Raw genomic sequence first — 26,546 nt, 5'->3', positions numbered from 1 at the left:
CGCTACATCCACTACTACAACCACGAACGCATCAAGCTCAAGTTGAAAGGGCTGAGTCCCGTGCAATACAGGACTCAGCCCTTGGGCGCCTAGCCTTTAACCGTCCAACTTCGTGGGGTCAGTTCATTGCGCGGGGCCTGTCCGTCATGCCGGCATCTGGCCGAAGCGGCCGTTGTTGAAGTCCTCGATCGCGGTGCGGATCTCCGCTTGCGAGTTCATCACGAACGGCCCGTAACCGACGACGGGCTCGTCGATCGGTTCGCCGCTCAGGATCAGCAGCTTCGCGTCGCCGTTCGCTTCGATCTCGACGTCGCTGCCGTCGCGGCCGAGCTGCACGAACTGCGCTTCGCGGGCGACCGTTTCGCCGTTCACCTGCACGGTACCGCTCAGCACGACCACCGCGAGCGTGCGCCCTTCGGCGACCGGAAAGCGAGCATGGCCGCCGGCCACGAGCCGCACGTCCCACACGTCGATCGGCGTATGCGTGCGGGCCGGACCGCGCCGCCCATCGAACTCACCCGCGATGATCCGCGCGCGCCCCGCGCCGTCCGGCAGTTCGACCACGGGGATGTCGGCGTTCAGCAGCGTCTGGTAGCCGGGCGCGCCCATCTTGTCCGCGGCGGGCAGGTTCACCCACAGCTGCACCATCTCGAGCGGGCCGCCACGCTGCGTGAACCCTTCCGAATGGAATTCCTCATGCAGGATCCCGCTCGCGGCCGTCATCCACTGCACGTCGCCCGGGCCGATCACGCCGCCCGCGCCGGTCGAGTCGCGGTGCGCGACCTCGCCGTCATAGACGATCGTCACCGTCTCGAATCCGCGGTGCGGATGCTGGCCGACCCCGCGTGGCGCCGAGGCCGAGCCCGGCTCGAACGTGGTCGGGCCGGCGTAGTCGAGCAGCAGGAACGGACTCAGGTGCGCGCCGTGAGACTGGTAGCTGAACATCGAACGCACCGGGAAACCGTCGCCGACCCAATGGCCGCGCGGCGCACTGTACACACCCTGGATCTTCTTCATTGCCTTCTCCGAATTGCGGCGAAACACGTGTTTCGCATCCTGGGTAGAAATATAGTGGTGGAACGATCGATCCGGTAGACTGCCAAAATCGCACTCAGCGTTCCATTTCATGAACGATAAAGCGCGGGATCTGAACGATCTCTATTACTTCGTGCAGGTCGTCGAACACGGCGGCTTCGCACCGGCCGGACGTGCGCTGGACATGCCGAAATCGAAGCTGAGCCGCCGCATCGCGCTGCTCGAGGCGCGGCTCGGGATGCGGCTGATCCAGCGCTCGACGCGCCGCTTCACGGTTACCGACGTCGGCCAGACCTATTACGCGCATTGCCGCGCGATGCTCGTCGAGGCCGATGCGGCCGACGAGGCGATCGCGCTGCTGCATGAGGAGCCACGCGGCATCGTGCGCGTCAGTTGCCCGATCGTGCTGCTCGATTCGCTGGTCGGCACGATGATCGCCGCGTTCATGGTCGCGTGCCCGCGCGTCGAGATTCATCTGGAGGCGACCAACCGGCGCGTCGACGTGGTCGGCGAAGGGATCGACGTCGCGATCCGCGTGCGCCCGCCACCGCTCGAAGACAGCGATCTCGCGCTGCGCGTGCTGGCCGAGCGCGGCCAGTGCCTCGTCGCGAGCCCCGCGCTGCTGCGCGAGCATGGCGCACCGGCCGTTCCCGCCGATCTTGCGCGCCTGCCGAGCCTCGATCACGGCGCTCCGCAGTCCGCGCACGTGTGGCGGCTGCGCGGGCCCGACGGCGCTCACGCGGAAATCCATCACCAGCCGCGCTTCGTGACGGGCGGCATGCTCGCGCTGCGCGCGGCGGCCGTCGCGGGCGTCGGCATCGTGCAGTTGCCGACGATGATGGTGCGCGATGAAGTCGCGCGCGGCGAGCTGGTGACCGTGCTGCCCGACTGGGCGCCGCGCCGCGAGATCGTGCACGCGGTGTTCGCATCGCGCCGGGGGCTGCTGCCCGCCGTGCGTGCGCTGCTCGATTTTCTGGCGGAGCGGTTTGCCGAACTCGAACCCGATTGAGCACGCCGCTTCACGCGTGACCGGGCGCTGCAAACCATGCGCGCGTGCCGTAGACTGCGGTACGCGCATCGCGCATTCCACAACCCTGATCGCATTCCCGCCATGTTCACGCTGTCCAACGACCCCAACGCCTCCAAGGCCGCTCAATACGCGATGCTCGTCGAGCAGGCGCGCGCACTCGTCGAGTCCGAACGCGACCTGACCGCGAACGCGGCCAACTTCTCCGCACTCGTCTACCACTCGCTCGACCGTCTCAACTGGGCCGGCTTCTACTTCTTCGACGGGACGGAACTCGTGGTCGGGCCGTTCCAGGGCAAGCCCGCCTGCGTGCGGATCGCGCTCGGCAAGGGCGTGTGCGGCACGGCCGCGCAGACGCGTGAGACGCAGGTCGTGCGCGACGTGCATGACTTCCCCGGCCATATCGCGTGCGACGCGGCGTCGGAATCGGAAATCGTCGTGCCGCTGGTGGCCGGCGACGGCACGCTGATCGGCGTGTGGGATGTCGACAGCCCGGTCGCCGCGCGCTTCGACGAAGAAGACCGCCAGGGAATGGAAGCGCTGTGCCGCGTGTTCGTCGAACACGCATGGCAGAAGGCGCGCGGTTGAGCGGCGGCCAAGCCGCGTTCATCCCCCGAGCAGCCGGTCGCCGCGTTCGCGCATGAATCGCGCAACGCGACCTCGAACGAAAACGAAACGGGCCCCGCAACGGGGCCCGTTCCACTGTGCCGCCGCACCGCCCTTCGCGGTGCCCTGCGGGCGTCAGGCGGCGTGCGTGCCGGACAACGCCGGGAACGCTTGCGGCGTCGCGTCCTCGGTCAGCACCTCGAAGCCCGTTTCGGTCACCACGACCATGTGCTCCCATTGCGCCGACAGCGAATGGTCCTTCGTGACGACCGTCCAGCCGTCCGCCAGCATGCGCGTGTCGCGCTTGCCCGCGTTGAGCATCGGCTCGATCGTGAAGATCATCCCCGGCCGGAGCGGCACGCCAGTACCCGGGCGACCGTAGTGAAGCACCTGCGGCTCGTCGTGATAAACATCGCCGATGCCGTGCCCGCAGTACTCCCGAACCACGCTGAATCCTTCGCGATGCGCGACCTGCTGGATCGCGTAGCCGACGTCGCCGAGCGTTGCGCCCGGACGCACCGCGCGGATGCCCGCGTGCATCGCCTCGTAGGTCGTCGCGACGAGCCGCCGCGCAAGCTCGTTCGGTTCGCCGACGAAATACATGCGGCTCGTATCGCCGAACCAGCCGTCCTTGATCACCGCGATGTCGAGGTTCACGATGTCGCCGTCGCGCAGCGGCCGCGACGTCGGAATGCCGTGGCACACCACGTGGTTGACCGACGTGCACAGCGTCTTCGGATAACCGTGGTAGCCGATGTTCGCCGGGATCGCGCCGAGCACGTCGACGATGTATTCGCGGCAACGCGCGTCCAGGTCGTCGGTGGAGACGCCCGGCTTCACGTGCTCGGTAATCATCGTCAGCACCTGCGACGCAAGCTTTGCGGCTTCGCGCGACTTGGCGATTTCTGCGGCGCCGCGGATCGGGATTTCGCGCTTCGCCATTACGCCACCTGCTCGATGCCGTGCTCGACCGGTTCCGCCTCGCCGCCCCGTGCTTCGGCCTCGATCAACATCCGGCAGATGTCGCCATAGGACAGCGCCGGATTGAGTTCCGCCAGCATCCCGACGCGCAGCCAATGTTCGGCCTGCGCGTTGATCGAGCGGCTCAGCGCCGTGCTGGTCGAGCGCAGCCGCTCGTGCATGTGCTCGGAAATCTTGATGATACCCATATATCCCCAATTAAACGAAACGTAGTCGATTCGTATATTACGCCGCACGCGACTGCCGGGCAAGCCATTCGGATTCCGTCGAGCCGCTGGTTGGCCGCCATCAATGGCGTTGACATCGAATTCCAGTTTATTGGAAAATAAATCCACCATGAAAGAATCGGTCACCGCCATTGCCGACGACACCGGCATCAACGAATGCATCGCCCGGCGCGTACGCGACCTGCGCACCGTGCGAGGCTACACGCTCGATGCGCTGGCTGCGCGCTCCGGCGTCAGCCGTTCGATGATCTCGCTCATCGAACGCGCATCGGCCAGCCCGACGGCCGTCGTGCTCGACAAGCTGGCGGCCGGGCTCGGCGTGTCGCTGGCCGGGCTGTTCGGCGGCGACCAGGACGACACGCCCGCGCAGCCGCTGGCGCGCCGCGCGCAGCAGGCCGAATGGCGAGATCCGGCGTCCGGTTACGTGCGCCGCAACCTCTCCCCGGTGGGCTGGCCGTCGCCGATCCAGCTCGTCGAAGTGGATTTCCCGCCGGGTGCGCGCGTCGCGTATGACAGCGGCGGACGTGAAAGCGCGCTGCATCAGCAGGTGTGGATCATCAGCGGCCGCGTCGACGTCACGCTCGGCGATGCGCTTCACGAACTTCACGCAGGTGACTGCCTGGCCATGCGGCTCGACCAGCCGCTGATTTTCAGCAATCCGTCGTCGCATGCCGCACGCTACGTCGTCGCGATCTGCGATGCGTCTGCCGCCGCCGGCGTGCGGAACCTCTGATGAACGCGTCGTCGCAGCAGCCGTGCGCACGACCTACTTACTGCCCACAGGAGCCCGTATGAATTCCCCGAAACAGCGCGACGACGTGCGCCTGATCGATTGCAGCGAGGCCGAGCATGCGCCGGCCATCCTCGAGATCCTGAACGACGCGATCGCGAGCTCGACCGCGCTGTACGACTACAAGCCGCGTCTGCCGGAAGCGATGGTCGCGTGGTTCGCAGCGAAGCGCGCGGGCGGCTTCCCGGTCATCGGCGCGGTCGACGCATCGGGCACGCTGCTGGGCTTCGCAAGCTGGGGCACGTTCCGCGCGTTTCCCGCCTACAAGTACACGGTCGAACACAGCGTGTACGTGCATCGCGACCAGCGCGGCCGCGGGCTCGGCGAGGTGCTGCTGCGCGAAGTGGTCCGGCGCGCGCGCGAAGCGCAGGTGCATGTGGTGGTCGGCTGCATCGATGCGACCAATGCGGGAAGCATCGCACTGCATACGAAGCTCGGATTCGTGCACTCGGGCACGATCACGCAGGCGGGATTCAAGTTCGGCCGGTGGCTCGACGCGGCGTTCTATCAGTTGACGCTCGAAACGCCGGCGCAGCCGGTGGATGGTTGATCGCCCGGAGGCCGTCGCATGCACCATGCACGACGGCCACAAGCGACGCAGAAAAAAGAAAAGCCCCGCCGAAGCGGGGCTTTATCTCGTTCTACTTGGAGGCGCGAGCCGGAGTCGAACCGGCCTAAACGGCTTTGCAGGCCGCTGCATAACCGCTTTGCTATCGCGCCAAAAGCGGACTGTCTGGATGCCGTGAAGCAAGCGACAGATTTTTTATTCGAGGACCGGAAGTCCATCAAATAAAAAGGGAAGCGTGGCTTCCCCATTACTTGGAGCGGGAGACGAGTCTCGAACTCGCGACCTCAACCTTGGCAAGGTTGCGCTCTACCAACTGAGCTACTCCCGCATTGTCCTGCATTGTCCTGCACCTGCAGCGCTTCGCCGTACCACACGCTGCCAGAAAAATCTGGAGCGGGAGACGAGTCTCGAACTCGCGACCTCAACCTTGGCAAGGTTGCGCTCTACCAACTGAGCTACTCCCGCATGTGTCCTGCATCTGCAGCGCTTCGCCGTACCACACGCTGCCAGAAAAAATCTGGAGCGGGAGACGAGTCTCGAACTCGCGACCTCAACCTTGGCAAGGTTGCGCTCTACCAACTGAGCTACTCCCGCGTATTGCTGCGCTACTGCCTCCCCGTCACACACTTACTTCGTCGTGCAGCGGAGAAGCGAGATTATGTCTAAGGCACATTCGTGTGTCAAGGGCTTTTCCAGCCCTTTTTCCAAAAACCTGCTCGACCGGACGCGTGACGCGCATCACGCGCCGCCGCGCTCGCGAATCTGCGGCCAGGCGAGCTTCATGTAGTACAGCATCGACCAGATCGTCAGCACCGCCGCGAGGTACATCAGCCACTCGCCCCACACGCGCGTGTCGATCGTCACGACGCCGAGCGGCAGCGGCCCGTAGAACAGCAGCATCGGAATCGCGACCATCTGGCATGCGGTCTTGAACTTGCCGAGCTGGTTCACCGCGACGCTCTTCGACGCGCCGATCTGCGCCATCCACTCGCGCAGCGCCGAAATCGCGATCTCGCGGCCGACGATCACGAGTGCGATCGCCGCGTCGACCCGCGAAATCTGCACGAGGATCAGCAGCGCGGCCGTCACCATCAGCTTGTCCGCCACCGGATCGAGAAATGCGCCGAACGACGACGTCTGGTTCCACTTGCGGGCGAGATAGCCGTCGAACCAGTCGGTCAGCGCCGCGAGTATGAAGATCGCCGCCGCCGCGAGATTGCGGTGCGTGCCGCCCATCACCGTGTCCGGCAGATAGAACACGCCGACGACGAGCGGAATCAGCACGATCCGTACCCATGTCAGGAAAATCGGGAAATTGAACGGCATGGCATGCGGGACAGTAAAGGATTCGCAATTGTGCCGTGTCGACCGGCCTGCCACAAGAACGCTGGCAAGGCAGCCGGTCGCACGGCCGTCAGTGAAGCTGCTTGTAGATCTGCTCGGCGAGCGCGTGCGAGATGCCCTCGACGCTCGCCAGTTCCTCGACACTCGCGGCAACGACGCCGCGCAACCCGCCGAACCGCGCGAGCAGCCGCTGCCGGCGCTTCGCGCCGACGCCCTCGAGTTCCTCGAGCCGCGACGTCTGGCGCGCCTTCGCCCGCTTGGCGCGCATGCCGGTGATCGCGAAGCGGTGCGCTTCGTCGCGGATCTGCGCGACGAGCATCAGCGCGGCGCTTTCCTTGCCGAGTTCGAGCGGCGTGCGGCCGTCCGCGAACACGAGCGTCTCGAGGCCGACCTTGCGCCCCTCGCCTTTCGCGACGCCGACCAGCATCGACGTGTCGAGACCGAGCTCGGTGAACACCTGGCGCGCGATTTCGACCTGACCCTTGCCGCCGTCGATCAGCACGATGTTCGGCAGCAGGCTCGACGCCTCGGCCTGGCGTGTCGACTCGCCGTCGATGCCGGCCGCATCGTCGGCGGCAGCCGCCTGCGCGGCCTGCTCGACCATCTTCTCGTAGCGGCGCGTGAGCACCTGCCGCATCGCCGCGTAGTCGTCGCCCGGCGTGATCCCGGTGATGTTGTAGCGGCGGTATTCGCCCGACTGCATCTTGTGATGGTGGTAGACCACGCACGACGCCTGCGTCGCCTCGCCCATCGTATGACTGATGTCGAAGCATTCGATCCGCAGCGTCGCGAGATCGTCGCATTCGTAGCTGAGCGTGTCCGCGAGCGCACGCGTGCGCGCCTGCTGCGAGCCTTGCTCGGACAGCAGCCGCATGAGCGCGATCTGCGCATTCTGTTCTGCCATCGACAGCCACGCGCGCCGCTGCCCCTGCGGCTGCCGCACCAGCGACACCTTGTGGCCGGCCTGCTCGGACAACAGCTCGAGCAGGTCGCGGCTCGCGGGTGCATGGCTCACGACGAGCACGGGCGGCACGCGATGGCCGAGATAGTGCTGCGCGATGAACGCGTCGAGCACCTCGGCCTCGACCGACGCCACCGCGTCGCCGCGCGTGCGGCCGGCTTCTTCCGCAGGCAGGTCGGGCAATGCGTCGGCGGCCGCATCGGCTGCATCGGCTGCATCGGTTGCATCGGTTGTATTGGCCGCCTCCGGCAGCTCGGACTCGTCGCCGAGGCCGCCCTCGGCGAGCGTCAGCGCGCTTTCGACGTGCGTCGGGAAATACGCCTTGTCGCCGAGATGCCGGCCGCCACGCACCATCGCGAGGTTCACGCACACGCGCCCGCCTTGTGCGACGACGGCCAGGATGTCGACGTCGCTATCGCTGCCGACCTCGATCGCCTGCTGGTGCAGCACCGTCGCGAGCGAGCTCATCTGGTTGCGCACGGCCGCCGCCTGCTCGAATTTCAGCTCGGCCGCGAACGCGTGCATCTTCTGCTCGAGCTCCTTCATCACTTCGGACTGCCGGCCGAGCAGGAAACGCGCGGCGTTCGACACGTCGATCGCGTAATCCTCGTCGGAGATCGCGCCGACGCACGGCGCCGTGCAGCGCCCGATCTGGTGCAGCAGGCACGGCCGCGTGCGGTTGTTGAAGACCGAATCCTCGCAGGTGCGCAACTGGAACACGCGCTGCAGGATCTGGATGCTCTCGCGCACGGCCCAGGCGCTCGGGAACGGCCCGAAATACTGGTTCTGCTTGTCGACCGAGCCGCGGTAGTAGGCCATCCGCGGAAATCGGTGCGCGGTGAGCTTCAGGTACGGATACGACTTGTCGTCGCGAAACAGGATGTTGTAGCGCGGCGCGAGCGCCTTGATCAGGTTGTTCTCGAGCAGCAGCGCCTCGGCCTCCGAACGCGTGACGGTCGTCTCGATGCGCGCGATGCGCGTGACCATCATCGCGATGCGCGGCGACAGCTGCGTCTTCGTGAAATAGCTCGATACGCGCTTCTTCAGGTCGCGTGCCTTGCCGACATACAGCACGGCGCCCGCCGTGTCGTAATAGCGATAGACGCCCGGCATGTGCGGCAACTGCGCAAGGATCTTCTTCGGTTCGAACGGGGTATCGGAAGCTTCAGGGGATGTCATGCGTGATCCGGGCGCCTTGTAACGCGGAACGGGTCTATTAGAATCGCCAGTTTAGAGCATTCACCGGCCCGCTTCGATGCCACGCACCACCGCTGCCCCCCTGCCCGCCGCGCCGCTCGCGCCGGGCGAACCGATCGCCTGCGACCTCTTCTGTACGGTGGTCGACAATTTCGGCGACATCGGCGTCTGCTGGCGCGTCGCGCGCCAGCTCGCGCACGAGCACGGCTGGCAGGTTCGCCTGTTCGTCGACGACCTGCGCACGTTCGCGCGCCTGCTGCCCGGGGTCGATCCCGACGCGGGGCGGCAGACGGTCGATACGATCGTGGTCGAGCACTGGCACGCGGAAGTCGGCGACGCGCTGGAGATCGCCGATGTCGTGATCGAAGCGTTCGCGTGCGAGCTGCCCGGCGCGTATCTCGCGGCGATGGCGCGCCGCGCGCGGCGCCCCGTGTGGATCAACCTCGAATACCTGAGCGCCGAGGACTGGGTTGCCGATTTCCATCTGCGGCCGTCGCCGCATCCGCGCTACCCGCTGCTGAAGACGTTTTTCTTCCCCGGCCTGTCGGCCGGCACCGGCGGCGTGCTGAAGGAGCACGACCTCGATGCGCGTCGCACGGCCTTCGAAACCGACGCGGCGGCGCGCGACGCATGGTGGCGGCGCGCGATCGGCGGCCCGCCGCCGGCCCCCGGCACGACGGTCGTCAGCCTGTTCGCGTACGAAAATCCGGCCGTCGACGCACTGCTCGTGCAGTGGCGCGACGGCCCGTCGCCGGTCGTCGCGCTCGTGCCGGCCGGCCGCGTGTCGCCTGCCGTCGCGCGTTTTTTCGGAGTCGAGTCGTTCGGCGCGGGCACGCATGCGCGCAGCGGCAACCTGACTGCACACGGGCTCGCGTTCGTTCCCCAGGCTGACTACGATCCGTTGCTGTGGGTGGCCGACCTCAATTTCGTGCGCGGCGAGGATTCGTTCGTCCGGGCGCAGTGGGCACGCAAGCCGTTCGTGTGGCACATCTACCCGCAGGCCGACGACGTGCACCTGCCGAAGCTCGACGCCGCGCTCGCGCACCTGTCGGCCGGCCTCGCCGACGCGCCGCGCGCGGCGCTCGAGCGGTTCTGGCACGCATGGAACGGCGCCGGCACGCCCGACTGGGCCGATTTCTGGCAGCACCGCGCCGCACTGGACGCCAACGCGGCCCGCTGGGCCGATGCGCTCGCGGCCGTCGGCGATCTCGCCGGAAAGCTGGCGGAATACGCAAAATCTCAGTTAAAATAAGCGGTTATCCGACGGCTGACCAGGCAAGCGCTCGCTTTTGGCGTCCACCGGAAAAGCACGCTTGGCGCCTCACCCGTTGCGCAACGCTCAGGCACCTATTTATTTGATTTGATCAGGACAGTTTTTATGAAAACCGCACAGGAACTCCGCGTAGGCAACGTCGTGCAGATCGGCAGCGACGCATGGGTCATCGCCAAGGCTGAATACAACAAGTCGGGCCGGAACTCCGCCGTCGTCAAGATGAAGATGAAGAACCTGCTGACGAACGCAGGCCAGGAAGCGGTCTACAAGGCTGACGACAAGTTCGACGTCGTCGTGCTCGACCGCAAGGAAGTGACGTACTCGTACTTCGCCGACCCGATGTACGTGTTCATGGACGCCGACTACAACCAGTTCGAAGTCGAAGCGGAAATGATGGGCGAAGCGCTGAACTACCTCGAAGACGGCATGGCGTGCGAAGTCGTGTTCTACAACGAGAAGGCGATCTCGGTCGAACTGCCGACGGTCCTCGTTCGCGAGATCACCTACACGGAGCCGGCAGTCAAGGGCGACACGTCGTCGGGCAAGGTGCTGAAGAACGCCAAGCTCGCAACGGGCTTCGAACTGCAAGTGCCGCTGTTCTGCAACACCGGCGACAAGATCGAAATCGATACGCGTACGAACGAATACCGCAGCCGCGCGTAATCGCCAGCGATACCCGCATCGAACAAAGCGCCCTTCGGGGCGCTTTTTGTTTGTCTGGCGCCAACAAGCGAAATCGGGCCAGTCTCATATAAAGCACAAAATCCACCGGTAAAGATATTCAATTTGTATCATCGGTAACTGTTTTATAGCGCCGGAGAAATAATGCGCGTTACGCGTTCAGCGGGGCATAAAATCAGTTTTTAATCTGACATGCGGCTGCGGCTCCGATGGCCGACAGCCCGCCTCTCTTGACTCGACTCGCGTCCACCATGCCACACGCCCTGATCGTCGAAGACGATCCCAACAGTCTGTCCGGCCTCACCGCGCTGCTCGCCGCGGACGGCTTCTCGGTCGACACGGCCACGTCGCTCGCCGAAGCGCGCACGGCGCTCGGCCGCTCGATTCCCGACGTCGTTCTCGTCGACCTGAACCTGCCGGACGGCAGCGGGTTCGACCTGCTCCAGCACCTGCCGCAGCAACAGCCGAACGGCTCGCTGCCCGTCATCGTGCTGACGGGCAATGCGACGGTCGAGAGCGCCATCGAGGGCCTGCGTCACGGTATCTGGGACTACCTGCTGAAGCCGATCAACATTCCGCGCCTGCGCAGCCTGCTCGCGCGGATCCCGCGCCCCTACGAACTGATCGACGAAGTGCAGTCGTTGCGTGCATCGCTGCGCCATCTCGGCCGCTTCGGCGCGCTGGTCGGCCGCAGCGACGCGATGCAGCACGTGTACGACATGATCGAGCACAACGCGCGCACCGAAACGGCTGTCCTGTTCTCGGGCGAAGCCGGTACCGGCAAGAAACTGGCCGCGCGCACGCTGCACGACCTGAGCCGGCGCCGCAAGGGGCCGTTCGTATCGTTCGACTGCCGGACGATCGCGCAGGCCAGCCGGTACGGCGCATCGCTCGACAGCGTGCTGTTCGGCCACGAGCGCGGCGCGTTCGACGGCGCCGAGCGCCGCGAATCGGGCCTGTTCGAACAGGCCGGCGGCGGCACGCTGTTCCTCGACGAAATCACCGCGCTGCCGCTCGTGCTGCAGGAAGCGCTGCTGCATGCACTCGATTCGCAGAATTTCATGCGGATCGGTGGCACGAGCTCGATCACGAGCGATTTCCGGCTGATCGCGACCACGCGCCGCCCGGCGCGCGAAGCGGTCGCGAACGGCACGCTGCGCGAGGATCTGTGGCTGCGCCTCGATGCGGCGTCGATCACAATGCCGCCGCTGCGCGAGCGCGACGGCGATGCGCTCGCGATCGCGGATGCGCTGATCGACGAACTGAACCGCGACGCGCGCGCCACCGGCCGCAGCACGACCGACAAGCGCGCGGCGCCAGGCTTCGTGCGCGAATGCCTGTCCTACGAATGGCCGGGCAACGTGCGCGAACTGCAGGAGCGCGTGCGCTTCGCGTACGACGCATCGGGCGATTTCATCGAGACGCTGCGCGCAGGCGAGCCGAGCTTCTCGGCCGGCGCCGCGCTGAACGGCAGCAGTGTGCAGATCAAGGTCGGCACGCCGCTGTCCGACGTCGAGGATCTGCTGATCCGCGCGACGCTCGACGCAGTCGGCGGCACGCGCCACCGTGCGGCAACGCTGCTCGGCATCAGCCCGAAGACGCTGTACAACAAGCTGCAGCGGATGAAGGTGAACTGAGCGGGCAGCGATGCTTGCAGGTACTGGCAGGGCCTGACTGTTAGTTGCATTGACGCCCGCTTCGGCGACCTGCTTGCTCCTGAAGCTGCTGTACGGTTCGCGCCTGCAGCAACCCATGAAAAAGCCGCGCAACAGCGCGGCTTTTTGTTTCAGCGACCGGAATGGCGCACATCGCGCCATCCCCTCCCCGCTCAGGCCAGTGCGCTGCTCAACAGCGCCTGCGCCTGCCGATACTCGGGCTGCGAGATCAGCTTGTCCCACTTGAGCGCCTTGCCGCGTGCGCGCATCCGCTTGATGCGCCGCACCGACTCGTCCGTGGCCCGCGCTTTCAGCCCGTTCAGCACGACCTCGGCCGCGTCCGGCTGGTTGCAGACGAGCACCATGTCGCAACCGGCCGCGAGCGCGGCATCGGCCGCCTGCGTGAGCGTGCCGCCTTCGCGCGCGGCTTCCATCGACAGGTCGTCGCTGAAGATCGCGCCCGTGAAGCCGAGCCGCCCGCGCAGGATGTCCTGCAGCCACACGCGCGAGAAACCGGCCGGCCGCTTGTCGACCTGCGTGTAGATCACGTGCGCGGGAATCACCGCGGACAACGACAAGCCGAGCCAGTCGTACGGCGCGACGTCCTGCTTGAGGATCGCGTCGAGCGTGCGGCCGTCGGTCGGCAGCGCGACGTGCGAGTCGGCTTCCGCGAAGCCGTGCCCCGGAAAATGCTTGCCGCAGTTCGCCATCCCGGCGAGCGACAGCCCGTGGTTCAGGCTCTTCGCGAGCAGCGTGACGACGCGCGGATCGCAATGGAACGCGCGATCGCCGATCACCTTCGAGTGCCCGTAGTCGAGGTCGAGCACGGGCGTGAAGCTCATGTCGATCCCGCATGCACGCAGTTCGGCGGCCAGGATGTAGCCGACGGCCGTGGCGACCTTCGTCGCGAGCAGCACGTCGCGATCCCACAGCTCGCCGAGGCGCCGCATCGCGGGCAACACGGTGAAGCCATCGGTGCGGAAACGCTGCACGCGCCCGCCTTCGTGATCGACGGCGATCAGGATGTCTTCGCGCACTGCGCGGATCGAATCGGTCAACGCGGTCAGTTGCGCGCGGTTCTGGAAGTGCCGCGCGAACAGGATCACGCCGCCGGTATTCGGATGCGCGAGGCGCCGCGCATCGTCGCGCGACAGGGCCGTGCCGACGACGTCGAGCATGACCGGGCCGGGAGTCGTTTTCATAAGGATTTACTCGGAGAAACCCCGCAACTCATAGCGGGAAGGAAAGGAGTGCCGTTGACAGGCAGCTTCTTCCACGGATTAGGATCACCGGTATGATTCTCGTCTACCGCTACCGGGTGAAATCGCTCAACGGACTGCTGAACAAGCAGAGCCGCGCGGTGAACTACATCTGGAACTTCTGCAACGACTCGCAGAAGCATGCGCTCAAGTGGCGCAAGAAGTGGCCGTCGGGATTCGATCTGAACGTACTCACGACCGGCAGCAGCAAGGAACTGGGCATTCATTCCGGAACTGTTAACGCAACGTGCGAGCAGTACGCGAAAGCGCGTAGCCAGCACCGCCGGCCTTACCTGCGCTATCGCGGCAGGAAATCGCTTGGTTGGGTGCCGCCGAAGGGGCGCGACCTGAAGCGCGGGGGTGATGCCTTTCGCGTGTTCAACAGCCGCGCGCTTCCCGAAGGCAAGATCAAGGACGGAACCAGCTTTGCGCAAGACACGCGCGGCAACTGGTTCCTGAACATCGTGATCGAGATTCCGGATGCTCAGGCCCGGCCGATCCGTTCCGGTGTCGGCATCGATCTCGGCCTGAAAGACTCCGCCACACTTTCGACCGGCGAGAAGCTGCCTAACGATCGGTTCGGCCGGCGCGCGGCCGAGAAGTTGGCGAAAGCTCAACGAGCGAGCAAGCACAAGCGGCATATCGCGAAGCTGCACGCCAAGGTGGCGAACGCCCGCACCGATTTCCAGCACAAGCTCGCGCTCGATCTGGTGCGACGCTTCGATTACATCGCGGTCGGCAACGTGTCGGCCGCCAAACTCGCCCGAACTAGGATGGCGAAGAGCGTGTTCGACGCATCCTGGTCGTCCGTCCGAAACAAGCTCCGTTACAAGGCGATGGCGCGCGGGGCCACGTTCGAGGAAGTCGACGAAAGCGGTTCTACCCAGTCCTGTCCGGCGTGCGGGTCGAAAGACAGCACGACGCGGCCGAAAGGTATCGCGGGGCTGCGAGTAAGAGAGTGGGCCTGCAGTGACTGCGGTGTCTTGCATGATCGAGATACCAACGCTGCGCTGAACATTCTCCGATGCGGACGTGCATCGCCAGGTGTGGGAATCACCTGCCTTTAGGCGGGTGAGGACGTCAACGAATCGGGAGTTCCGTCAGGAGGAGGTTCGGGAAACAGGTGCAGGTGCGGCGTCCGTCTCGGCGATCACGAACGAGACCGCATAGTCGCGCTCGTCGCTGACCGTCACGCGCGCCGTGATGCCATGGGCAGCAAGCCATTCGGCCAGCTCGCCCGATGCAATCACGTACGGCTCGCCGCTCGGGTGGTTGAGGGTCTGCAGCGCACGCCACGTCATCGGCCAGTGCATGCCGAGCCCGATCGCCTTCGAGAACGCTTCCTTCGCAGAAAAGCGCGTCGCGAGGAACGCGATGCCGCGTGCCTCGGAACGGGCGCGGCGCGCATGGAACACGCGCAGCTCGTCGGGGCCCAGCACTTTCTCGGCAAACCGGCCGCCCGTGCGTTCGAGCACGGCCGCGATGCGGCTCACCTGGGCGATGTCGGTACCGATGCCGTAGATCGCCATGTCAGTACGCGCCGGTGCGGCCCGGCAGGGCCGGGTCAGGCATGACGCGCGACGCGCAGCGGCACTTCATCTTCAGCGCGCGCCGCCGTGCAGCGCGGCAACGCGTGCGGCGACCATGATCGCCTTCATTTCGCGCACCGCATTGTCCCAGCCCGCGAAAATCGCGTGCGCGACGATCGCGTGGCCGATGTTCAGCTCGACGATGCCGTCGATCGCGGCGATCTGCTGCACGTTCGTGTAGTGCAGCCCGTGACCGGCATTGACCTTCAGGCCGAGCTGCGCGCCGGCCTGTACGCCTGCGACGATGCGCTCGTATTCGCGCTGCTGTTCGGCTTCGTCGTGCGCTTCGGCATAACGGCCCGTATGCAGCTCGATCACCGGCGCGCCCGCTTCGTGCGCGGCACGGATCTGCGTGTCGTCCGGGTCGATGAACAGCGACACGCGCACGCCCACGTCGGCAAGCTGCTTGCATGCCGCACGCACGGCCTCGAAATGGCCGGCGACATCGAGACCGCCTTCGGTCGTCAGTTCCTCGCGCTTCTCGGGCACGAGGCACGCGTCGTGCGGGCGCACTTCGCATGCGATATCGAGCATCTCGGCCGTCACCGCGCATTCGAGGTTCATGCGCGTCTTCAGCAACGGGCGCAGCTTGTGCACATCTGCATCGACGATGTGGCGGCGATCCTCGCGCAGGTGCAGCGTGATCGCATCCGCACCGGCTTCTTCGGCGGCGAGCGCCGCGCGGATCGGATCGGGATAGGTCGTGCCGCGTGCATTGCGCAGCGTCGCGACGTGGTCGATGTTCACGCCGAGGTCGATGGCGGTGGGCGTTGTCAGGAAGAAGCTCATAGGTTTTGCAGGTCGATCAGGATCTGACGCGTGGCAAGCGGCGTACCGCCGAGATAGGTGTTCAGCAGGAAGCGCATCAGCGTCTTGCTTTGCGCAACCGTCTGGGCTCGATGGTAATCGTCCTGTTCCATATCGAGCAACGTCTGTCCGGAAATGATCGGCCAGTGCGACGGTACGTCGTCGTCCGCATTGCGCACGCCGCGCTCGGGATCGAACACGTAACGGCGGTCAGGCTCGACCGTGCGGCGCGCGACCGTGCGGTTCAGCGCCATCGCGTAGCCGGTCTCGCGCAGCAGCACACGCTCGAACGAGCGCAGCACCTGCACCGCGGGCTCGCCGTGCGCGAGGCGCGTGAGGGTCAGCACGTAATGATTGAAGAGCGGCGGCTGGGGATCCTCGCGTGCGCAGAATTTCACGAGCAGCTCGTTCGCGTAGAAGCCGCACAGCAGCCCGTCACCGCCGAGCGGCAGCATCCCGCCGACCCACTCGGCGCCCGTCAGCGTGCGCACCTCGGATTTGCCCGACCAGGACAGCAGCAGCGGCTGGAAGGTCTGCAGTACGCCGCGCAGCGCGGAGTGCGGGCGCTTCGCGCCCTTCGCGACGAGCGCGAGCCGGCCATGATCGCGCGTCAGCACGTCGACGATCAGGCTCGTTTCCCGATACGGGTAACTGTGCAGCACGAACGCCGGCTGCTCGGCGACGCGGAAATCGGACGTGCGAGACGTCGCGCGCCGCGCCTTGCGCGGCGGTTCGGGCGGTGCCGGCAGCGGCGCGTCGTTCGCGCCGGCCGTCACCGCGTCTTCGGTCGACGTCAGCGCGTCATTCGTACCCATAGGCGCGCAGCCCCGCCTCGTTGTCGGCCCAGCCGCTCTTCACCTTCACGAAGGTCTCGAGGTACACGGGGCCGTCGAACAGCTTCTCCATGTCCATCCGCGCTTCGGTGCTGATCTGCTTGAGCTTCTCGCCCTTCTTGCCGATCACCATCGCCTTGTGCGAATCGCGCTCGACGAGGATCGTCGCGAAGATGCGCTTCAGGCGCCCTTCCTCCTCGAACTTGTCGATCAGCACGGTGCTCGTGTACGGCAGTTCGTCGCCGGTCCAGCGGAACACCTTCTCGCGCAGGATTTCAGCCGCGAGGAAGCGCGAGCTGCGGTCGGTCAGTTCGTCCTCGCCATAGATCGGCCCGCCTTCCGGCAGGTATGGCTTGATCGTATCCAGCAAGCGCTTGATGTCTTCCGGGCGCTGCGCCGACAGCGGCACGAGCTCGGTGAATTCGCGCAGCGTGCTCATCTGCTGCATGAACGGGAACAGCGTCGCCTTGTCGGTCACGCGGTCGATCTTGTTTGCGATCAGCAGCGTCGGCATGCCGGGCGGGATCAGGTCGAGCACCTTCTGGTCGTCGGGCCCGAAGCGGCCGGCCTCGATCACGAACAGGATCACGTCGACCGACGTGAGCGTCGACGTGACCGCGCGGTTCAGCGAACGGTTCAGCGCGGTGCTGTGGCGGGCCTGGAAGCCCGGCGTGTCGACGAACACGAATTGCGCGTCGTCGAACGTGTTGATGCCGGTGATGCGGTGGCGGGTCGTCTGCGCCTTGCGCGACGTGATGCTGATCTTCTGGCCGACGAGTGCATTCATCAACGTCGACTTGCCGACGTTCGGGCGGCCCACGATCGCGATCATGCCGCAACGGAAACCGGTAGGAGCGGGAGTGTTCATATCGTTTGGGAGACAGGTTCGGAAACGGCCGCGCGGCGCGCGGCACGATCGATGGGCAATTCAGTGGTCGGCATCGGCCACGCGCGCCTGCGCGGCGGCAAGGCTCGCGCCGCCCGTCGGCGTCTCGGAGTCCGGCGCCGCGGCGTCGCGTGCGCGCGCAGCCCCACGCGAAGCGGGGTCGGTACCGGCGGAAGACTTGTCGGCGGACGCGGATGCCGGATCGGCTGCCTGGCCGGCCGGCTTGTCGGCTGCGCGTGCAGCGGGCACGGCTTCCGCGGGCTTCTCAGCGGGCTTTTCAGCAACCTTGTCGGGTCGCTCGGCCGGCTTGTCGGCCACCGGCTTCGCCGCCCGTTCGCCCTTCTCCGCAGCCGCGTCGACATGCGCCGCGCGAATCGCGGCCATCGGGGCCACAGCCGGCTCGGTACCGGTCGCAGCGGCGGCTGCGGGCGCCGCACCGGCCGCCCTCGCCTCGCGCGCCGCCGCGCGTTCCTTCCGCTCCGGCGAGCGCAGGTCGAGCGCTTCCTGCACGCCCTTCACGCCCGGCACGATTTCGGGTTCGACATGCTTCGACCCGCGCGCGTTTTTCGAGCGCTTCGGTTTGGTAGCCAGCATCGGTGCGGCCGCCATCACCTCATCGAGCGCCTTCTTCGCGGCGGCCTGCTCGGCCGCGCGCCGGCTCGCACCGGAGCCCGACACCTTCACGTCGAGCTTCGGCACCGTGCATTCGACTTCGAATTGCTGGTTGTGCGCCGCACCATGCGTCGCGACCACCGTGTAAGTCGGCAGCGCGATCTTGTGCCCCTGCAGGTATTCCTGCAGCAGCGTCTTCGCGTCCTTGCCGAGCGTGCGCGGATCGATATGGTCGAGAATCGGGATATAGAGGCGCTTGATGACCCCTTGGGCGGCTTCGAAGCCGCCATCGAGGAACACGGCCCCGATGATGGCTTCGAACGCGTCCGCGAGGATCGACGGGCGGCGGAACCCGCCGCTGCGCAACTCGCCCTCGCCAAGCCGCAGCCCGTCCGAGATATTCAGGGCCTGAGCAATTTCGTACAGCGACTGCTGTTTGACGAGGTTGGCGCGGACGCGCGACAGATCGCCTTCGTCCAGCTTGCTGAAACGCTGGAACAAAAGGGCAGCCACCGCGCAATTCAGAACGGAATCGCCGAGAAACTCGAGCCGTTCGTTGTGCGTGGCACTGTGACTACGATGGGTCAAAGCCTGGCGCAACAATTCCGCATTGCGAAATTCGTAGCGCAACCGGCTTTCCAACTGGGATAGGGGCATGTGCAGGAGTATAACGCGGGCGCCGGTCGGGCCGAAACGGCACGGCCGGACGCGAAAAGGCGTGACGAGGCGGTGTTACCGCCGGTTCTTAAAGTAGTGCGGCAATACGCGACGCGGCCCGTGCGTCGCGTATTGCGAGTGAGTCGAATGCGATCAGTTGAAGGAACCGATGCGCTTCAGGTCGCTGAAGTTCATCCAGATGAAGAACGCGCGGCCGACGATGTTCTGGTCCGGCACGAACCCCCAGTAGCGGCTGTCCGCGCTGTTGTCGCGGTTGTCGCCCATCATGAAGTAGTGACCGGGCGGCACCTTGCAGATCACGCCGCGGCTGTTGTACGTGCAGTTGTCGCGATACGGATAGTCGTATGCGCCCATCACGAACGGCGGCACGGCCGGGTTGTTGAGGATCGCGTTCTTCTTGTTGCCGATCGTTTCCTCGAACTGCTTCGCGTAATTCTGGCGCTCATCGTCGAAGAAATCGGGCAGCGGCGTTTCGGGCACCGGCTGGCCGTTGATCGTGAGCTGCTTGTCCTGGTACGCAACGGTATCGCCCGGCAGGCCGATCACGCGCTTGATGTAGTCGACCGACTCGTCCTTCGGATAGCGGAACACGACGACGTCGCCGCGCGACAGCGGGCTGCCCTGCGTGATCTTCGTGTTCGTGACCGGCAGGCGCAGCCCGTATTCGAACTTGTTGACGAGGATGAAGTCGCCGACGAGCAGCGTCGGCACCATCGAGCCCGACGGAATCTTGAACGGCTCGACGACGAACGAACGCACGACGAACACCGCCAGGATCACCGGGAAGAAGCTCGCCGTGTACTCGAGCCACCACGGCTGGCGCAGCTTCTCGTCGCGCAGCTTCGAACGCGTCTGCACCGCGTTTTCATCCGCGAAACGCTTGTCGATGCGCGACTGCTGGCGATCGAACTCTTCGATCGCCGAGTCGGCCGCCTTGCGTCGCTGCGGCAGGAACACCAGTTTGTCCAGCACCCACGCTACGCCCGTCAAGATGACGAGCACAAAAAGAATCAGCGCAAAATTCATAAAAGGATCAGTCCTGTTATTTGTCTTCGACGCGCAAGATTGCAAGGAACGCTTCCTGCGGGATCTCGACCGAACCCACCTGCTTCATCCGTTTCTTGCCTTCCTTCTGCTTCTCGAGCAGCTTCTTCTTCCGCGTGATGTCGCCGCCGTAGCACTTCGCGAGCACGTTCTTGCGCAGCGCCTTGATGTTCTCGCGCGCAACGATGTGCGCACCGATCGCAGCCTGGATCGCCACGTCGTACATCTGGCGCGGAATGATCTCGCGCATCTTCGCGGCAACTTCGCGGCCGCGGTATTGCGACTGCGAACGGTGCACGATGATCGACAGCGCATCGACCTTGTCGCCGTTGATCAGCATGTCGACCTTCACGACGTCCGACGAACGGTATTCCTTGAACTCGTAGTCCATCGACGCATAGCCGCGCGACACCGACTTCAGGCGATCGAAGAAGTCGAGCACGATCTCGGCCATCGGGATCTCGTACGTGAGCTGCACCTGGCGGCCGTGATACTGCATGTTGATCTGCGAGCCGCGCTTCTGCTCGCACAGCGTGATCACCGAGCCCACGTAATCCTGCGGCATGTACAGGTTCACGGTGACGATCGGCTCGCGGACTTCGGCGATGCGGCCCGGCTCCGGCATCTTCGCCGGGTTCTCGACCATGATCGTCGAGCCGTCGCTCTGCACGACCTCGTAGACGACCGTCGGTGCGGTCGTGATGAGGTCCATGTCGAACTCGCGCTCGAGCCGCTCCTGCACGATTTCCATGTGCAGCAGCCCGAGAAAGCCGCAGCGGAAACCGAACCCGAGGGCCTGCGACACTTCCGGCTCGTACTGCAGCGACGCGTCGTTCAGCTTCAGCTTCTCGAGCGATTCGCGCAGCGCGTCGTACTGGTTCGCCTCGACCGGATACAGCCCCGCGAACACCTGCGGCTTCACTTCCTTGAAGCCCGGCAGCGGCTCGGCGGCGGCCTTGGTCGCGTGCGTGACGGTATCGCCGACCTTCGCGGCCGTCAGTTCCTTGATGCCGGCGATGATGAAGCCGACCTGCCCTGCCGACAGCGAATCGAGATTGCGCGACTTCGGCGTGAACACGCCGACGTGCTCGACCGGATACTGCGCGCCGGTCGCCATCATCTTGATCTTGTCCTTCGGACGCAGCGTGCCGTTGACGATCCGCACGAGCATCACGACGCCGACGTAGTTGTCGAACCACGAGTCGATGATCAGCGCCTGCAGCGGCGCGGCCGGGTCGCCCTTCGGCGGCGGCACCTTCGCGATCAGCGCTTCGAGCACGTCCTCGACGCCGAGGCCCGTCTTCGCGCTGCAGCGCGTCGCGTCGGTCGCGTCGATGCCGATCACGTCCTCGATCTCCTCGATCGCGTTCTCGGGGTTCGCGGCCGGCAGGTCGATCTTGTTCAGCACCGGCACGACCTCGACGCCGAGCTCGATTGCCGTGTAGCAGTTCGCGACCGTCTGCGCCTCGACGCCCTGGCTCGCATCGACGACCAGCAGCGCGCCTTCGCACGCGGACAGCGAACGGCTGACTTCGTACGAGAAGTCGACGTGCCCCGGCGTGTCGATCAGGTTCAGGTTGTAGACCTTGCCGTCGCGCGCGCGATAGGACAGCGCGGCTGTCTGCGCCTTGATCGTGATGCCGCGCTCGCGCTCGATATCCATCGAGTCGAGCACCTGCGCTTCCATTTCACGGTCGGCGAGGCCACCGCATACCTGGATGATGCGATCCGCGAGCGTCGACTTGCCATGGTCGATGTGCGCGATGATCGAGAAATTGCGAATATGATCCATTCAGTGCCGATCAAGCGAAAAAGGCGCGCTCGACGACCGCGGAGCACGCCTTGTAAGTCGGTGAAAAAACGGCTTATTTTAGCCGAAAAGGCCTTCGCCGGGCGGTATTTCCGACGCCGGGCCGCGCGGTGGTCCGCCGGGGGTGCCCGGCGGGGCAAGCCCCGTGCGAAAAGACACCCGCCGGCGGCAGGTCAGGCTCGGCGCCGAGCAGCCAGCGCGTCGCGCACCCGCGTGCCGTCGAACCGGTGGCGGCATACTTCCACCCCGTCCAGCAGCAGCACGGGCACGTCCTCGTCGTAGCGGGCGACGAGTGCCGCATCGGTATCGATGTCGATGTAATCGACCGCGACACCGAATTCGGCCGCCACCGGCGCCAGTGCGTCGCGCATGTCGTCGCACAGATGGCACCAGCCGCGGCCGTAGAGCGTGAACATCGACGCGCTACTTCTGGCGCGGCCGCACGGGCACGAACTGCGTGTTGTCGCCGCGCCGCACGAGCACCGCGACCGCCTTCTGCGGATCGAGCTGCGCGGTCACTTCGGCGAACTGCTTCGCGTTCGTGATGTCGGTGTCGCCGACACGCAGCACGATGTCGCCGCGCTGCAGGCCCGCACGGGCGGCCGGGCCGTCGACGCCGTCGATCTGCACGCCGTTCTTCAGCTTCAGCGTCTTCATCTGCTCCGCCGTCAGGTCGCTGACCGTCAGACCGAGCGAATTGGTCTGGCGCGGCTTCTGCGGCGCGTTCTTGCGCTGCTCGGCCTTCGCCGTCGTTTCGGCGGGCGTTTCCGCGATCGTGATCGGCAGATCACGTGCCTGACCCTTGCGCCATACGCTGACCGTCGCCTTCGTGCCGGGCTTGGTATCGCCGACCATGCGCGGTAGGTCCGACGCCGCATCGACCGGACGGCCATTGAACTTCAGGATGATGTCGCCCGGCTGGATGCCCGCCTTGTCGGCCGGGCCGCCCGGCTCGACGCTGCTGACGAGCGCACCCTCGGCCTTCGGCAGCCCGATCGAATCGGCCACGTCCTTCGTCACCTCGCCGATCGCCACCGCGATCCGGCCGCGCGTGACCTTGCCCGTCGCCTTCAGCTGGTCGGCCACGCGCATTGCCTCGTCGATCGGAATCGCGAACGAGATGCCCATGAAGCCGCCGGTACGGCTGTAGATCTGCGAGTTGATGCCAATCACCTCGCCCTGCATGTTGATCAGCGGGCCGCCCGAGTTGCCCGGGTTCACGGCGACGTCGGTCTGGATGAACGGCAGGTAGTCGCCCGTATTGCGGCTCTTCGAGCTGACAATGCCGGCCGTCACCGTGTTGTCGAGGCCGAACGGCGAACCGATCGCGACGACCCACTCGCCGACGCGCACCTTGTTCGAATCGCCGATCGCGACGACCGGCAGGTTCGACGCCTGGATCTTGACGACCGCGACGTCCGTGCGATCGTCGACGCCGATCAGCTTCGCCTTGAATTCGCGCTTGTCGGTCAGCGTCACGTAGATGGTGTCCGCATCGTCGACGACGTGCGCGTTGGTCATCACGTAACCGTCGGCCGACACGATGAAGCCCGAGCCGACGCCGCGATTCTGTTCGGTGTCGGGCGGATTGTCCGGCGCCGGCGCGTTCTTCGGGTTGCCGCCATTGCCGCTCCCGTTGCCAGGCGCCTGCGGCAGCGGAATGCCGAAGAAGCGCCGGAAGAATTCCGACATGTCGCCGTTGTCGAAGCCCGGCGGGAGCATTCCGCGCGGGCCGCTGCTCGTCGGCACGTTGGCGGTGGTCCGGATGTTCACGACGGCCGGCCCAACCTTTTCGACCAGATCGGCGAAGTCGGGCAGGCTGGCAGCGGGAGCCGTCACCGCGAACGCGGTATGCGGCACGAGCGGCAGGCAGGCAGACAGCGCCGCCGCCGCGAGCCATTTGCGCAGCGTGAGTTTCATCATGTCGGAAGCCGTAGCGTTACTTGGAAGCCTTGTATTCTATGGCAGACGCGAACTGCTGCAACGTAGCCGGCGGCACTTCGCCGAGCACGGTGATCCAGTAGTCGCCGCGGCGCTTCACGAGAACGTTCGTTGCACCGGTGCTGCCCGCGCCTTCCTTGCGCGTATTCTTTTCGGCCGGCTCGATGAAAACCGAGATCGTCGCGAGACCGTCGGTGAAGACGGCCTGATCGACCGGGATCGGCGGCTCGCCCGCGTCGCGCGCGGCCATCGGCCGACGCACTTCACGAATCTTCTGGAAACCGGCGACGCTCGGCGCGAGCTGCCAGCCCTGCGCTTCCATGTCGACTGTCGCGACCGGCGGGCGCACGACCGTCCAGCCGTTCAGGTTGCGCATGCCGGCCGCGATCGCGGCCTTGTCGCCGTTCGCGCCGCCCGTCTGCAATTGCGAGAACGCGATCTGCTCGAGCACGTGATCGTTCGCATCGAGCGTCTGCGAACGCAGCAGCAGCCCCGTGCGCGCGTCGGCCCACAGCTTGTACGTGAAGCGGTACGCATCCTTCGGCACGAGCTCGACCACCTGCGCGTCGATCCCCGCCACGCGATCCTTGCCGAGCGACTTCGCGTCGTAGACGGACATCACGTGCTCGCCGCTCGCGCCGAGCAGCGCGGGGAACGAGTCGCGCGTCTGACGGCGCTCGACCACGCACAGCTTGCGCTCGGGCACGAACGTGTACAGCTCGTCGTTATGCCGCAGCAGCTTGCGCGGCTTGCCGTCGAGCGTCTCGATGCGCTCGAACTCGCCGTCGCGCGACGCGACATGCGCGATGCGCGACGACTGCACATACCCGCCGCGCTGGTAGACGAACGTGCCTTCGTAGCTCTGCTGCTGCGCCGCCTGCTGGACACGGTCGAGCCAGTCGGCGGCACCCTTGCGGGTCGCGACGGGATCGTCCGGTTGCTGGGCGCGGGCAGGAAGGGATTGAACGGACAACAGGGCGGCTGCGCAAAGCAGGAGGGCCGGCAGCCGCTTCCATCCGGAGATGGCGTGATTCAACTGCAATGTCCGCATCGGGTTTATTGGCCTGGCGTGGTGGTCACGGCAGCGCGAATCAGCGGCATCGAACCCGTCACGACGGGCTGCTGCGCGAATTGCTGATGCGCTTCAAGGTATTGGTCGAGGCTGGCGTCGCGAATGATGTTGACGTCCTGCAGCCCCGGCTGGGCCGATGCCTGCGCAACCGTCACGCGCTGCAGGTTGCCGCCTCGCGGCGCCCCGGCCGACGCGACCTGGACGGCGCCCGGGGCACCGGCCGTCTGCATTTGCGGGACGACGATCCACGTCAGCGTGGCCGCCGCGGCGGCCACCGCGAACGCGGGCACGACGCGCCGGCGCAGCGACAGCAGCTTGCGCGCGACGGGCGCGGCCGCCGGCGCGAGCAGGTGCGGCTCGCTTTCGAGCGCAGCCGACATGCGCGCGGTGAACGCGACGCTCAGCGCGGGCGACAGCGCGAGCTCGTCCGAGCGCAGCGCATCGCCGATCAGGTGGTAATGGGCCCACACGGCGCGATCCGCGCGGTCGAGCTCAGCCAGAAACTGCCCGTTGTCCGGGCCATCGAACATTTCGCCGTCGACCAGCGCGGAAAGGCGCTCGCCGCGCGAGCACGCTTGCGACTGCGTATTGACCGACCCCATGATGCTCCCCATCTTGCACACCCCGTCGTGACTTCACGACTCTATCCGTAACTAGACCCCGACCCGCGTCGCTCCGCCTGTCGCGCTTACCAGCGCTTGCCTTCGGGCGTATCGAGCAGCGGACGCAATTTGGCAGCGATTGCCTCGCGTGCGCGGAAGATTCGCGACCGAACCGTCCCGATCGGACAGCCCATCATTTCCGCGATCTCTTCGTAGCTCAGGCCCTCGATCTCGCGCAGCGTAATTGCCTGGCGCAGTTCTTCGGGCAGCAGAGCCATTGCAGCGTTGACCGTCTCGGCAATCTGCTTGCTCATCAACATCGACTCAGGCGTGTTGATATCCCTTAGTTGGTCTGCGTCGGAGAAAGTTTCCGCTTCCTCTGCATCGGCCTCGGTCGAGGTCGGCGCCCGGCGGCCTTGCGTCGCAAGGTAGTTCTTCGCCGTGTTGACGGCAATTCGGTACAACCACGTATAGAACGCCGATTCGCCGCGGAATTGCGGCAGCGCACGATACGCCTTGATGAACGCGTCCTGGGCCACATCCTCGACCTCGGCGGGATCCCGCACGAGGCGCGAGATCAGCCGAATGATCTTGCGGTGGTATTTGGAGACCAGGAGTTCGAACGCTGCCTTGTCGCCCTTCTGTACGCGCTCGACCAGAGCCTGATCGATTTCTTTTTCACTCACCTGACAAATCCGTTAACTAGGGATGCAACGCGGAGCGTTATTGTAGCGTTCCCGCGCCGGCCGCTGGTTACGGTCCGTAACCGTGCCGCTGTCATGCCCGCCCCGCCGCGCCTGCCGTTCTCGCCAGCACGGAAAGCGCGCTGAACGATGCGGCGTCGAGCGCATCGGCCGGAATCAGCAGCGGCCGGGCCCGCCGGGCACCCTGCCCGACCGACAGCACCAGCAGCAGGCTGCTCCAGTGCGCATGCCCCGTCACGCGGCCGCGGGCCAGCAGGCGCCCGGTGCGGCCGAACGCCGCGATTTCCCCGAACGCGTCGATCCGCAGCTCGGCCGGCAGCCGGCGGGCACAGGCCAGATCGGAAGAGGGTGGGGTAGGGAAAGA

27 protein-coding genes, 4 tRNA genes and 1 pseudogene are annotated in these 26,546 nt (G+C 65.9%); 9 read left to right on the top strand and 23 right to left on the bottom strand.

The genetic code is table 11. The features are described 5' to 3' along the window. Window positions 1–93 (top strand): IS3 family transposase (locus G3N64_RS30630; RefSeq protein ID WP_143281221.1); only part of this gene is annotated, 93 nt, incomplete at its 5' end. A 51-nt stretch (window positions 94–144) separates the two neighbouring features. On the opposite strand, the gene G3N64_RS30625 is transcribed toward G3N64_RS30630, so the two are convergent. Continuing rightward, a complete protein-coding gene (locus G3N64_RS30625; RefSeq protein ID WP_205787513.1) occupies window positions 145–1,017 on the bottom strand; it encodes a pirin family protein in 873 nt (290 codons plus the stop codon). Between the two features lie 109 nt (window positions 1,018–1,126). Between G3N64_RS30625 and G3N64_RS30620 the strand changes: the two genes are divergently transcribed. After that, window positions 1,127–2,044 carry a LysR family transcriptional regulator gene (locus G3N64_RS30620; protein ID WP_069247501.1) on the top strand — a complete coding sequence of 306 codons (918 nt, stop codon included), beginning with the start codon at window positions 1,127–1,129 and terminating at the stop codon, window positions 2,042–2,044. A 102-nt stretch (window positions 2,045–2,146) separates the two neighbouring features. Beyond that, on the top strand, window positions 2,147–2,650 hold the full coding sequence (locus G3N64_RS30615; RefSeq protein ID WP_205787512.1) for a GAF domain-containing protein: 504 nt from the start codon (window positions 2,147–2,149) through the stop codon (window positions 2,648–2,650). Window positions 2,651–2,803: 153 nt separating this feature from the next. Here G3N64_RS30615 and map read toward each other — a convergent pair whose 3' ends face one another. Beyond that, a complete protein-coding gene (map, locus tag G3N64_RS30610; protein WP_085040373.1) occupies window positions 2,804–3,610 on the bottom strand; it encodes a type I methionyl aminopeptidase in 807 nt (268 codons plus the stop codon). Next, a complete protein-coding gene (locus G3N64_RS30605) occupies window positions 3,610–3,837 on the bottom strand; it encodes a ParD-like family protein (RefSeq protein ID WP_205787516.1) in 228 nt (75 codons plus the stop codon). The genes map and G3N64_RS30605 overlap by 1 nt, the downstream gene beginning before the upstream one ends. Window positions 3,838–3,985: 148 nt before the next feature. Here G3N64_RS30605 and G3N64_RS30600 point away from each other — a divergent pair, with 148 nt between their 5' ends. Together G3N64_RS30600 and G3N64_RS30595 are read left to right on the top strand one after the other, a co-directional pair. Then, window positions 3,986–4,609, top strand: a complete 624-nt coding sequence (locus G3N64_RS30600) for a helix-turn-helix domain-containing protein (RefSeq protein ID WP_205787511.1) — start codon at window positions 3,986–3,988, stop codon at window positions 4,607–4,609. 58 nt (window positions 4,610–4,667) lie between these two features. Continuing rightward, window positions 4,668–5,216 (top strand): GNAT family N-acetyltransferase, encoded by a 549-nt coding sequence (locus G3N64_RS30595; protein ID WP_205787510.1) that lies wholly within the window; start codon window positions 4,668–4,670, stop codon window positions 5,214–5,216. A gap of 96 nt (window positions 5,217–5,312) precedes the next feature. Here G3N64_RS30595 and G3N64_RS30590 read toward each other — a convergent pair. From G3N64_RS30590 to uvrC, 6 genes are all read right to left on the bottom strand, one after another. Continuing rightward, window positions 5,313–5,386: transfer RNA gene (locus G3N64_RS30590), tRNA-Cys, on the bottom strand. Window positions 5,387–5,486: 100 nt separating this feature from the next. Next, window positions 5,487–5,562 (bottom strand) — tRNA-Gly (locus tag G3N64_RS30585). Between the two features lie 61 nt (window positions 5,563–5,623). Beyond that, a tRNA-Gly gene (locus G3N64_RS30580) sits at window positions 5,624–5,699 on the bottom strand. 53 nt (window positions 5,700–5,752) lie between these two features. After that, a tRNA-Gly gene (locus tag G3N64_RS30575) sits at window positions 5,753–5,828 on the bottom strand. A 144-nt stretch (window positions 5,829–5,972) separates the two neighbouring features. Further along, the gene (pgsA, locus tag G3N64_RS30570; protein WP_205787509.1) at window positions 5,973–6,560 is read right to left on the bottom strand and encodes a CDP-diacylglycerol--glycerol-3-phosphate 3-phosphatidyltransferase; all 588 of its coding nucleotides are present in this window, start codon (window positions 6,558–6,560) and stop codon (window positions 5,973–5,975) included. A gap of 88 nt (window positions 6,561–6,648) precedes the next feature. Further along, window positions 6,649–8,718 (bottom strand): excinuclease ABC subunit UvrC, encoded by a 2,070-nt coding sequence (gene uvrC, locus G3N64_RS30565; protein ID WP_205787508.1) that lies wholly within the window; start codon window positions 8,716–8,718, stop codon window positions 6,649–6,651. A 76-nt stretch (window positions 8,719–8,794) separates the two neighbouring features. Here uvrC and earP point away from each other — a divergent pair, with 76 nt between their 5' ends. From earP to G3N64_RS30550, 3 genes are all read left to right on the top strand, one after another. Beyond that, window positions 8,795–9,988, top strand: coding sequence for an elongation factor P maturation arginine rhamnosyltransferase EarP (earP, locus tag G3N64_RS30560; RefSeq protein WP_205787507.1), 1,194 nt, complete (start codon window positions 8,795–8,797; stop codon window positions 9,986–9,988). A 126-nt stretch (window positions 9,989–10,114) separates the two neighbouring features. Then, window positions 10,115–10,672: an elongation factor P gene (efp, locus tag G3N64_RS30555; RefSeq protein WP_011351421.1), complete on the top strand. Its 558-nt coding sequence runs from the start codon at window positions 10,115–10,117 to the stop codon at window positions 10,670–10,672. Window positions 10,673–10,941: 269 nt separating this feature from the next. Further along, on the top strand, window positions 10,942–12,327 hold the full coding sequence (locus G3N64_RS30550) for a sigma-54 dependent transcriptional regulator (protein ID WP_205787506.1): 1,386 nt from the start codon (window positions 10,942–10,944) through the stop codon (window positions 12,325–12,327). A 191-nt stretch (window positions 12,328–12,518) separates the two neighbouring features. Here the strand turns inward: G3N64_RS30550 and nagZ are convergent, their stop codons facing one another. After that, window positions 12,519–13,547: a beta-N-acetylhexosaminidase gene (gene nagZ, locus G3N64_RS30545; protein WP_205787504.1), complete on the bottom strand. Its 1,029-nt coding sequence runs from the start codon at window positions 13,545–13,547 to the stop codon at window positions 12,519–12,521. A 92-nt stretch (window positions 13,548–13,639) separates the two neighbouring features. Between nagZ and G3N64_RS30540 the strand changes: the two genes are divergently transcribed. After that, entirely contained in the window at window positions 13,640–14,671 is a 1,032-nt protein-coding gene (locus tag G3N64_RS30540) for an RNA-guided endonuclease TnpB family protein (protein ID WP_205787503.1), read from the top strand. Between the two features lie 33 nt (window positions 14,672–14,704). On the opposite strand, the gene acpS is transcribed toward G3N64_RS30540, so the two are convergent. From acpS to G3N64_RS30475, 13 genes and pseudogenes are all read right to left on the bottom strand, one after another. After that, a complete protein-coding gene (gene acpS / locus G3N64_RS30535; protein ID WP_205787502.1) occupies window positions 14,705–15,133 on the bottom strand; it encodes a holo-ACP synthase in 429 nt (142 codons plus the stop codon). A gap of 72 nt (window positions 15,134–15,205) precedes the next feature. After that, window positions 15,206–15,982: a pyridoxine 5'-phosphate synthase gene (gene pdxJ, locus G3N64_RS30530; RefSeq protein ID WP_205787501.1), complete on the bottom strand. Its 777-nt coding sequence runs from the start codon at window positions 15,980–15,982 to the stop codon at window positions 15,206–15,208. Next, window positions 15,979–16,815 carry a DNA repair protein RecO gene (gene recO / locus G3N64_RS30525; protein ID WP_205787500.1) on the bottom strand — a complete coding sequence of 279 codons (837 nt, stop codon included), beginning with the start codon at window positions 16,813–16,815 and terminating at the stop codon, window positions 15,979–15,981. Before recO ends, pdxJ begins: the two co-directional genes overlap by 4 nt. Next, window positions 16,802–17,701: a GTPase Era gene (gene era, locus G3N64_RS30520; protein ID WP_205787499.1), complete on the bottom strand. Its 900-nt coding sequence runs from the start codon at window positions 17,699–17,701 to the stop codon at window positions 16,802–16,804. Before era ends, recO begins: the two co-directional genes overlap by 14 nt. Window positions 17,702–17,761: 60 nt before the next feature. After that, window positions 17,762–18,988, bottom strand: a complete 1,227-nt coding sequence (gene rnc, locus G3N64_RS30515) for a ribonuclease III (RefSeq protein WP_205787497.1) — start codon at window positions 18,986–18,988, stop codon at window positions 17,762–17,764. Window positions 18,989–19,141: 153 nt separating this feature from the next. Next, complete coding sequence (gene lepB / locus G3N64_RS30510; protein ID WP_085039815.1) at window positions 19,142–20,035, bottom strand: signal peptidase I; 894 nt, start codon at window positions 20,033–20,035, stop codon at window positions 19,142–19,144. A gap of 16 nt (window positions 20,036–20,051) precedes the next feature. Next, window positions 20,052–21,845 carry a translation elongation factor 4 gene (gene lepA, locus G3N64_RS30505; protein ID WP_044844766.1) on the bottom strand — a complete coding sequence of 598 codons (1,794 nt, stop codon included), beginning with the start codon at window positions 21,843–21,845 and terminating at the stop codon, window positions 20,052–20,054. 191 nt (window positions 21,846–22,036) lie between these two features. Continuing rightward, on the bottom strand, window positions 22,037–22,279 hold the full coding sequence (locus G3N64_RS30500) for a glutaredoxin family protein (RefSeq protein ID WP_205787496.1): 243 nt from the start codon (window positions 22,277–22,279) through the stop codon (window positions 22,037–22,039). 7 nt (window positions 22,280–22,286) lie between these two features. Further along, window positions 22,287–23,786: a DegQ family serine endoprotease gene (locus tag G3N64_RS30495; protein WP_205787494.1), complete on the bottom strand. Its 1,500-nt coding sequence runs from the start codon at window positions 23,784–23,786 to the stop codon at window positions 22,287–22,289. A gap of 16 nt (window positions 23,787–23,802) precedes the next feature. Continuing rightward, complete coding sequence (locus G3N64_RS30490) at window positions 23,803–24,855, bottom strand: MucB/RseB C-terminal domain-containing protein (RefSeq protein ID WP_205787491.1); 1,053 nt, start codon at window positions 24,853–24,855, stop codon at window positions 23,803–23,805. Between the two features lie 5 nt (window positions 24,856–24,860). Further along, a complete protein-coding gene (locus G3N64_RS30485; protein WP_205787488.1) occupies window positions 24,861–25,478 on the bottom strand; it encodes a sigma-E factor negative regulatory protein in 618 nt (205 codons plus the stop codon). Between the two features lie 86 nt (window positions 25,479–25,564). Further along, a complete protein-coding gene (rpoE, locus tag G3N64_RS30480; RefSeq protein ID WP_006490873.1) occupies window positions 25,565–26,164 on the bottom strand; it encodes an RNA polymerase sigma factor RpoE in 600 nt (199 codons plus the stop codon). 91 nt (window positions 26,165–26,255) lie between these two features. After that, window positions 26,256–26,546: pseudogene (locus tag G3N64_RS30475) on the bottom strand (hypothetical protein); the annotation flags it as partial.

The sequence above is a fragment of the Burkholderia sp. Ac-20344 genome, from assembly GCF_017104975.1.
Classification (GTDB): domain Bacteria; phylum Pseudomonadota; class Gammaproteobacteria; order Burkholderiales; family Burkholderiaceae; genus Burkholderia.
Note: the sequence above shows the minus strand (reverse complement) of the source record. Positions and strands in the feature narration are given on the sequence as shown.

Coding starts and splice junctions, on each gene's coding strand:
- G3N64_RS30625 (WP_205787513.1), bottom strand. CDS start 1,017: ATGAAGAAGATCCAGGGTGTGTACAGTGCGCCGCGCGGCCATTGGGTC.
- G3N64_RS30620 (WP_069247501.1), top strand. CDS start 1,127: ATGAACGATAAAGCGCGGGATCTGAACGATCTCTATTACTTCGTGCAG.
- G3N64_RS30615 (WP_205787512.1), top strand. CDS start 2,147: ATGTTCACGCTGTCCAACGACCCCAACGCCTCCAAGGCCGCTCAATAC.
- map (WP_085040373.1), bottom strand. CDS start 3,610: ATGGCGAAGCGCGAAATCCCGATCCGCGGCGCCGCAGAAATCGCCAAG.
- G3N64_RS30605 (WP_205787516.1), bottom strand. CDS start 3,837: ATGGGTATCATCAAGATTTCCGAGCACATGCACGAGCGGCTGCGCTCG.
- G3N64_RS30600 (WP_205787511.1), top strand. CDS start 3,986: ATGAAAGAATCGGTCACCGCCATTGCCGACGACACCGGCATCAACGAA.
- G3N64_RS30595 (WP_205787510.1), top strand. CDS start 4,668: ATGAATTCCCCGAAACAGCGCGACGACGTGCGCCTGATCGATTGCAGC.
- pgsA (WP_205787509.1), bottom strand. CDS start 6,560: ATGCCGTTCAATTTCCCGATTTTCCTGACATGGGTACGGATCGTGCTG.
- uvrC (WP_205787508.1), bottom strand. CDS start 8,718: ATGACATCCCCTGAAGCTTCCGATACCCCGTTCGAACCGAAGAAGATC.
- earP (WP_205787507.1), top strand. CDS start 8,795: ATGCCACGCACCACCGCTGCCCCCCTGCCCGCCGCGCCGCTCGCGCCG.
- efp (WP_011351421.1), top strand. CDS start 10,115: ATGAAAACCGCACAGGAACTCCGCGTAGGCAACGTCGTGCAGATCGGC.
- G3N64_RS30550 (WP_205787506.1), top strand. CDS start 10,942: ATGCCACACGCCCTGATCGTCGAAGACGATCCCAACAGTCTGTCCGGC.
- nagZ (WP_205787504.1), bottom strand. CDS start 13,547: ATGAAAACGACTCCCGGCCCGGTCATGCTCGACGTCGTCGGCACGGCC.
- G3N64_RS30540 (WP_205787503.1), top strand. CDS start 13,640: ATGATTCTCGTCTACCGCTACCGGGTGAAATCGCTCAACGGACTGCTG.
- acpS (WP_205787502.1), bottom strand. CDS start 15,133: ATGGCGATCTACGGCATCGGTACCGACATCGCCCAGGTGAGCCGCATC.
- pdxJ (WP_205787501.1), bottom strand. CDS start 15,982: ATGAGCTTCTTCCTGACAACGCCCACCGCCATCGACCTCGGCGTGAAC.
- recO (WP_205787500.1), bottom strand. CDS start 16,815: ATGGGTACGAATGACGCGCTGACGTCGACCGAAGACGCGGTGACGGCC.
- era (WP_205787499.1), bottom strand. CDS start 17,701: ATGAACACTCCCGCTCCTACCGGTTTCCGTTGCGGCATGATCGCGATC.
- rnc (WP_205787497.1), bottom strand. CDS start 18,988: ATGCCCCTATCCCAGTTGGAAAGCCGGTTGCGCTACGAATTTCGCAAT.
- lepB (WP_085039815.1), bottom strand. CDS start 20,035: ATGAATTTTGCGCTGATTCTTTTTGTGCTCGTCATCTTGACGGGCGTA.
- lepA (WP_044844766.1), bottom strand. CDS start 21,845: ATGGATCATATTCGCAATTTCTCGATCATCGCGCACATCGACCATGGC.
- G3N64_RS30500 (WP_205787496.1), bottom strand. CDS start 22,279: ATGTTCACGCTCTACGGCCGCGGCTGGTGCCATCTGTGCGACGACATG.
- G3N64_RS30495 (WP_205787494.1), bottom strand. CDS start 23,786: ATGATGAAACTCACGCTGCGCAAATGGCTCGCGGCGGCGGCGCTGTCT.
- G3N64_RS30490 (WP_205787491.1), bottom strand. CDS start 24,855: ATGCGGACATTGCAGTTGAATCACGCCATCTCCGGATGGAAGCGGCTG.
- G3N64_RS30485 (WP_205787488.1), bottom strand. CDS start 25,478: ATGGGGTCGGTCAATACGCAGTCGCAAGCGTGCTCGCGCGGCGAGCGC.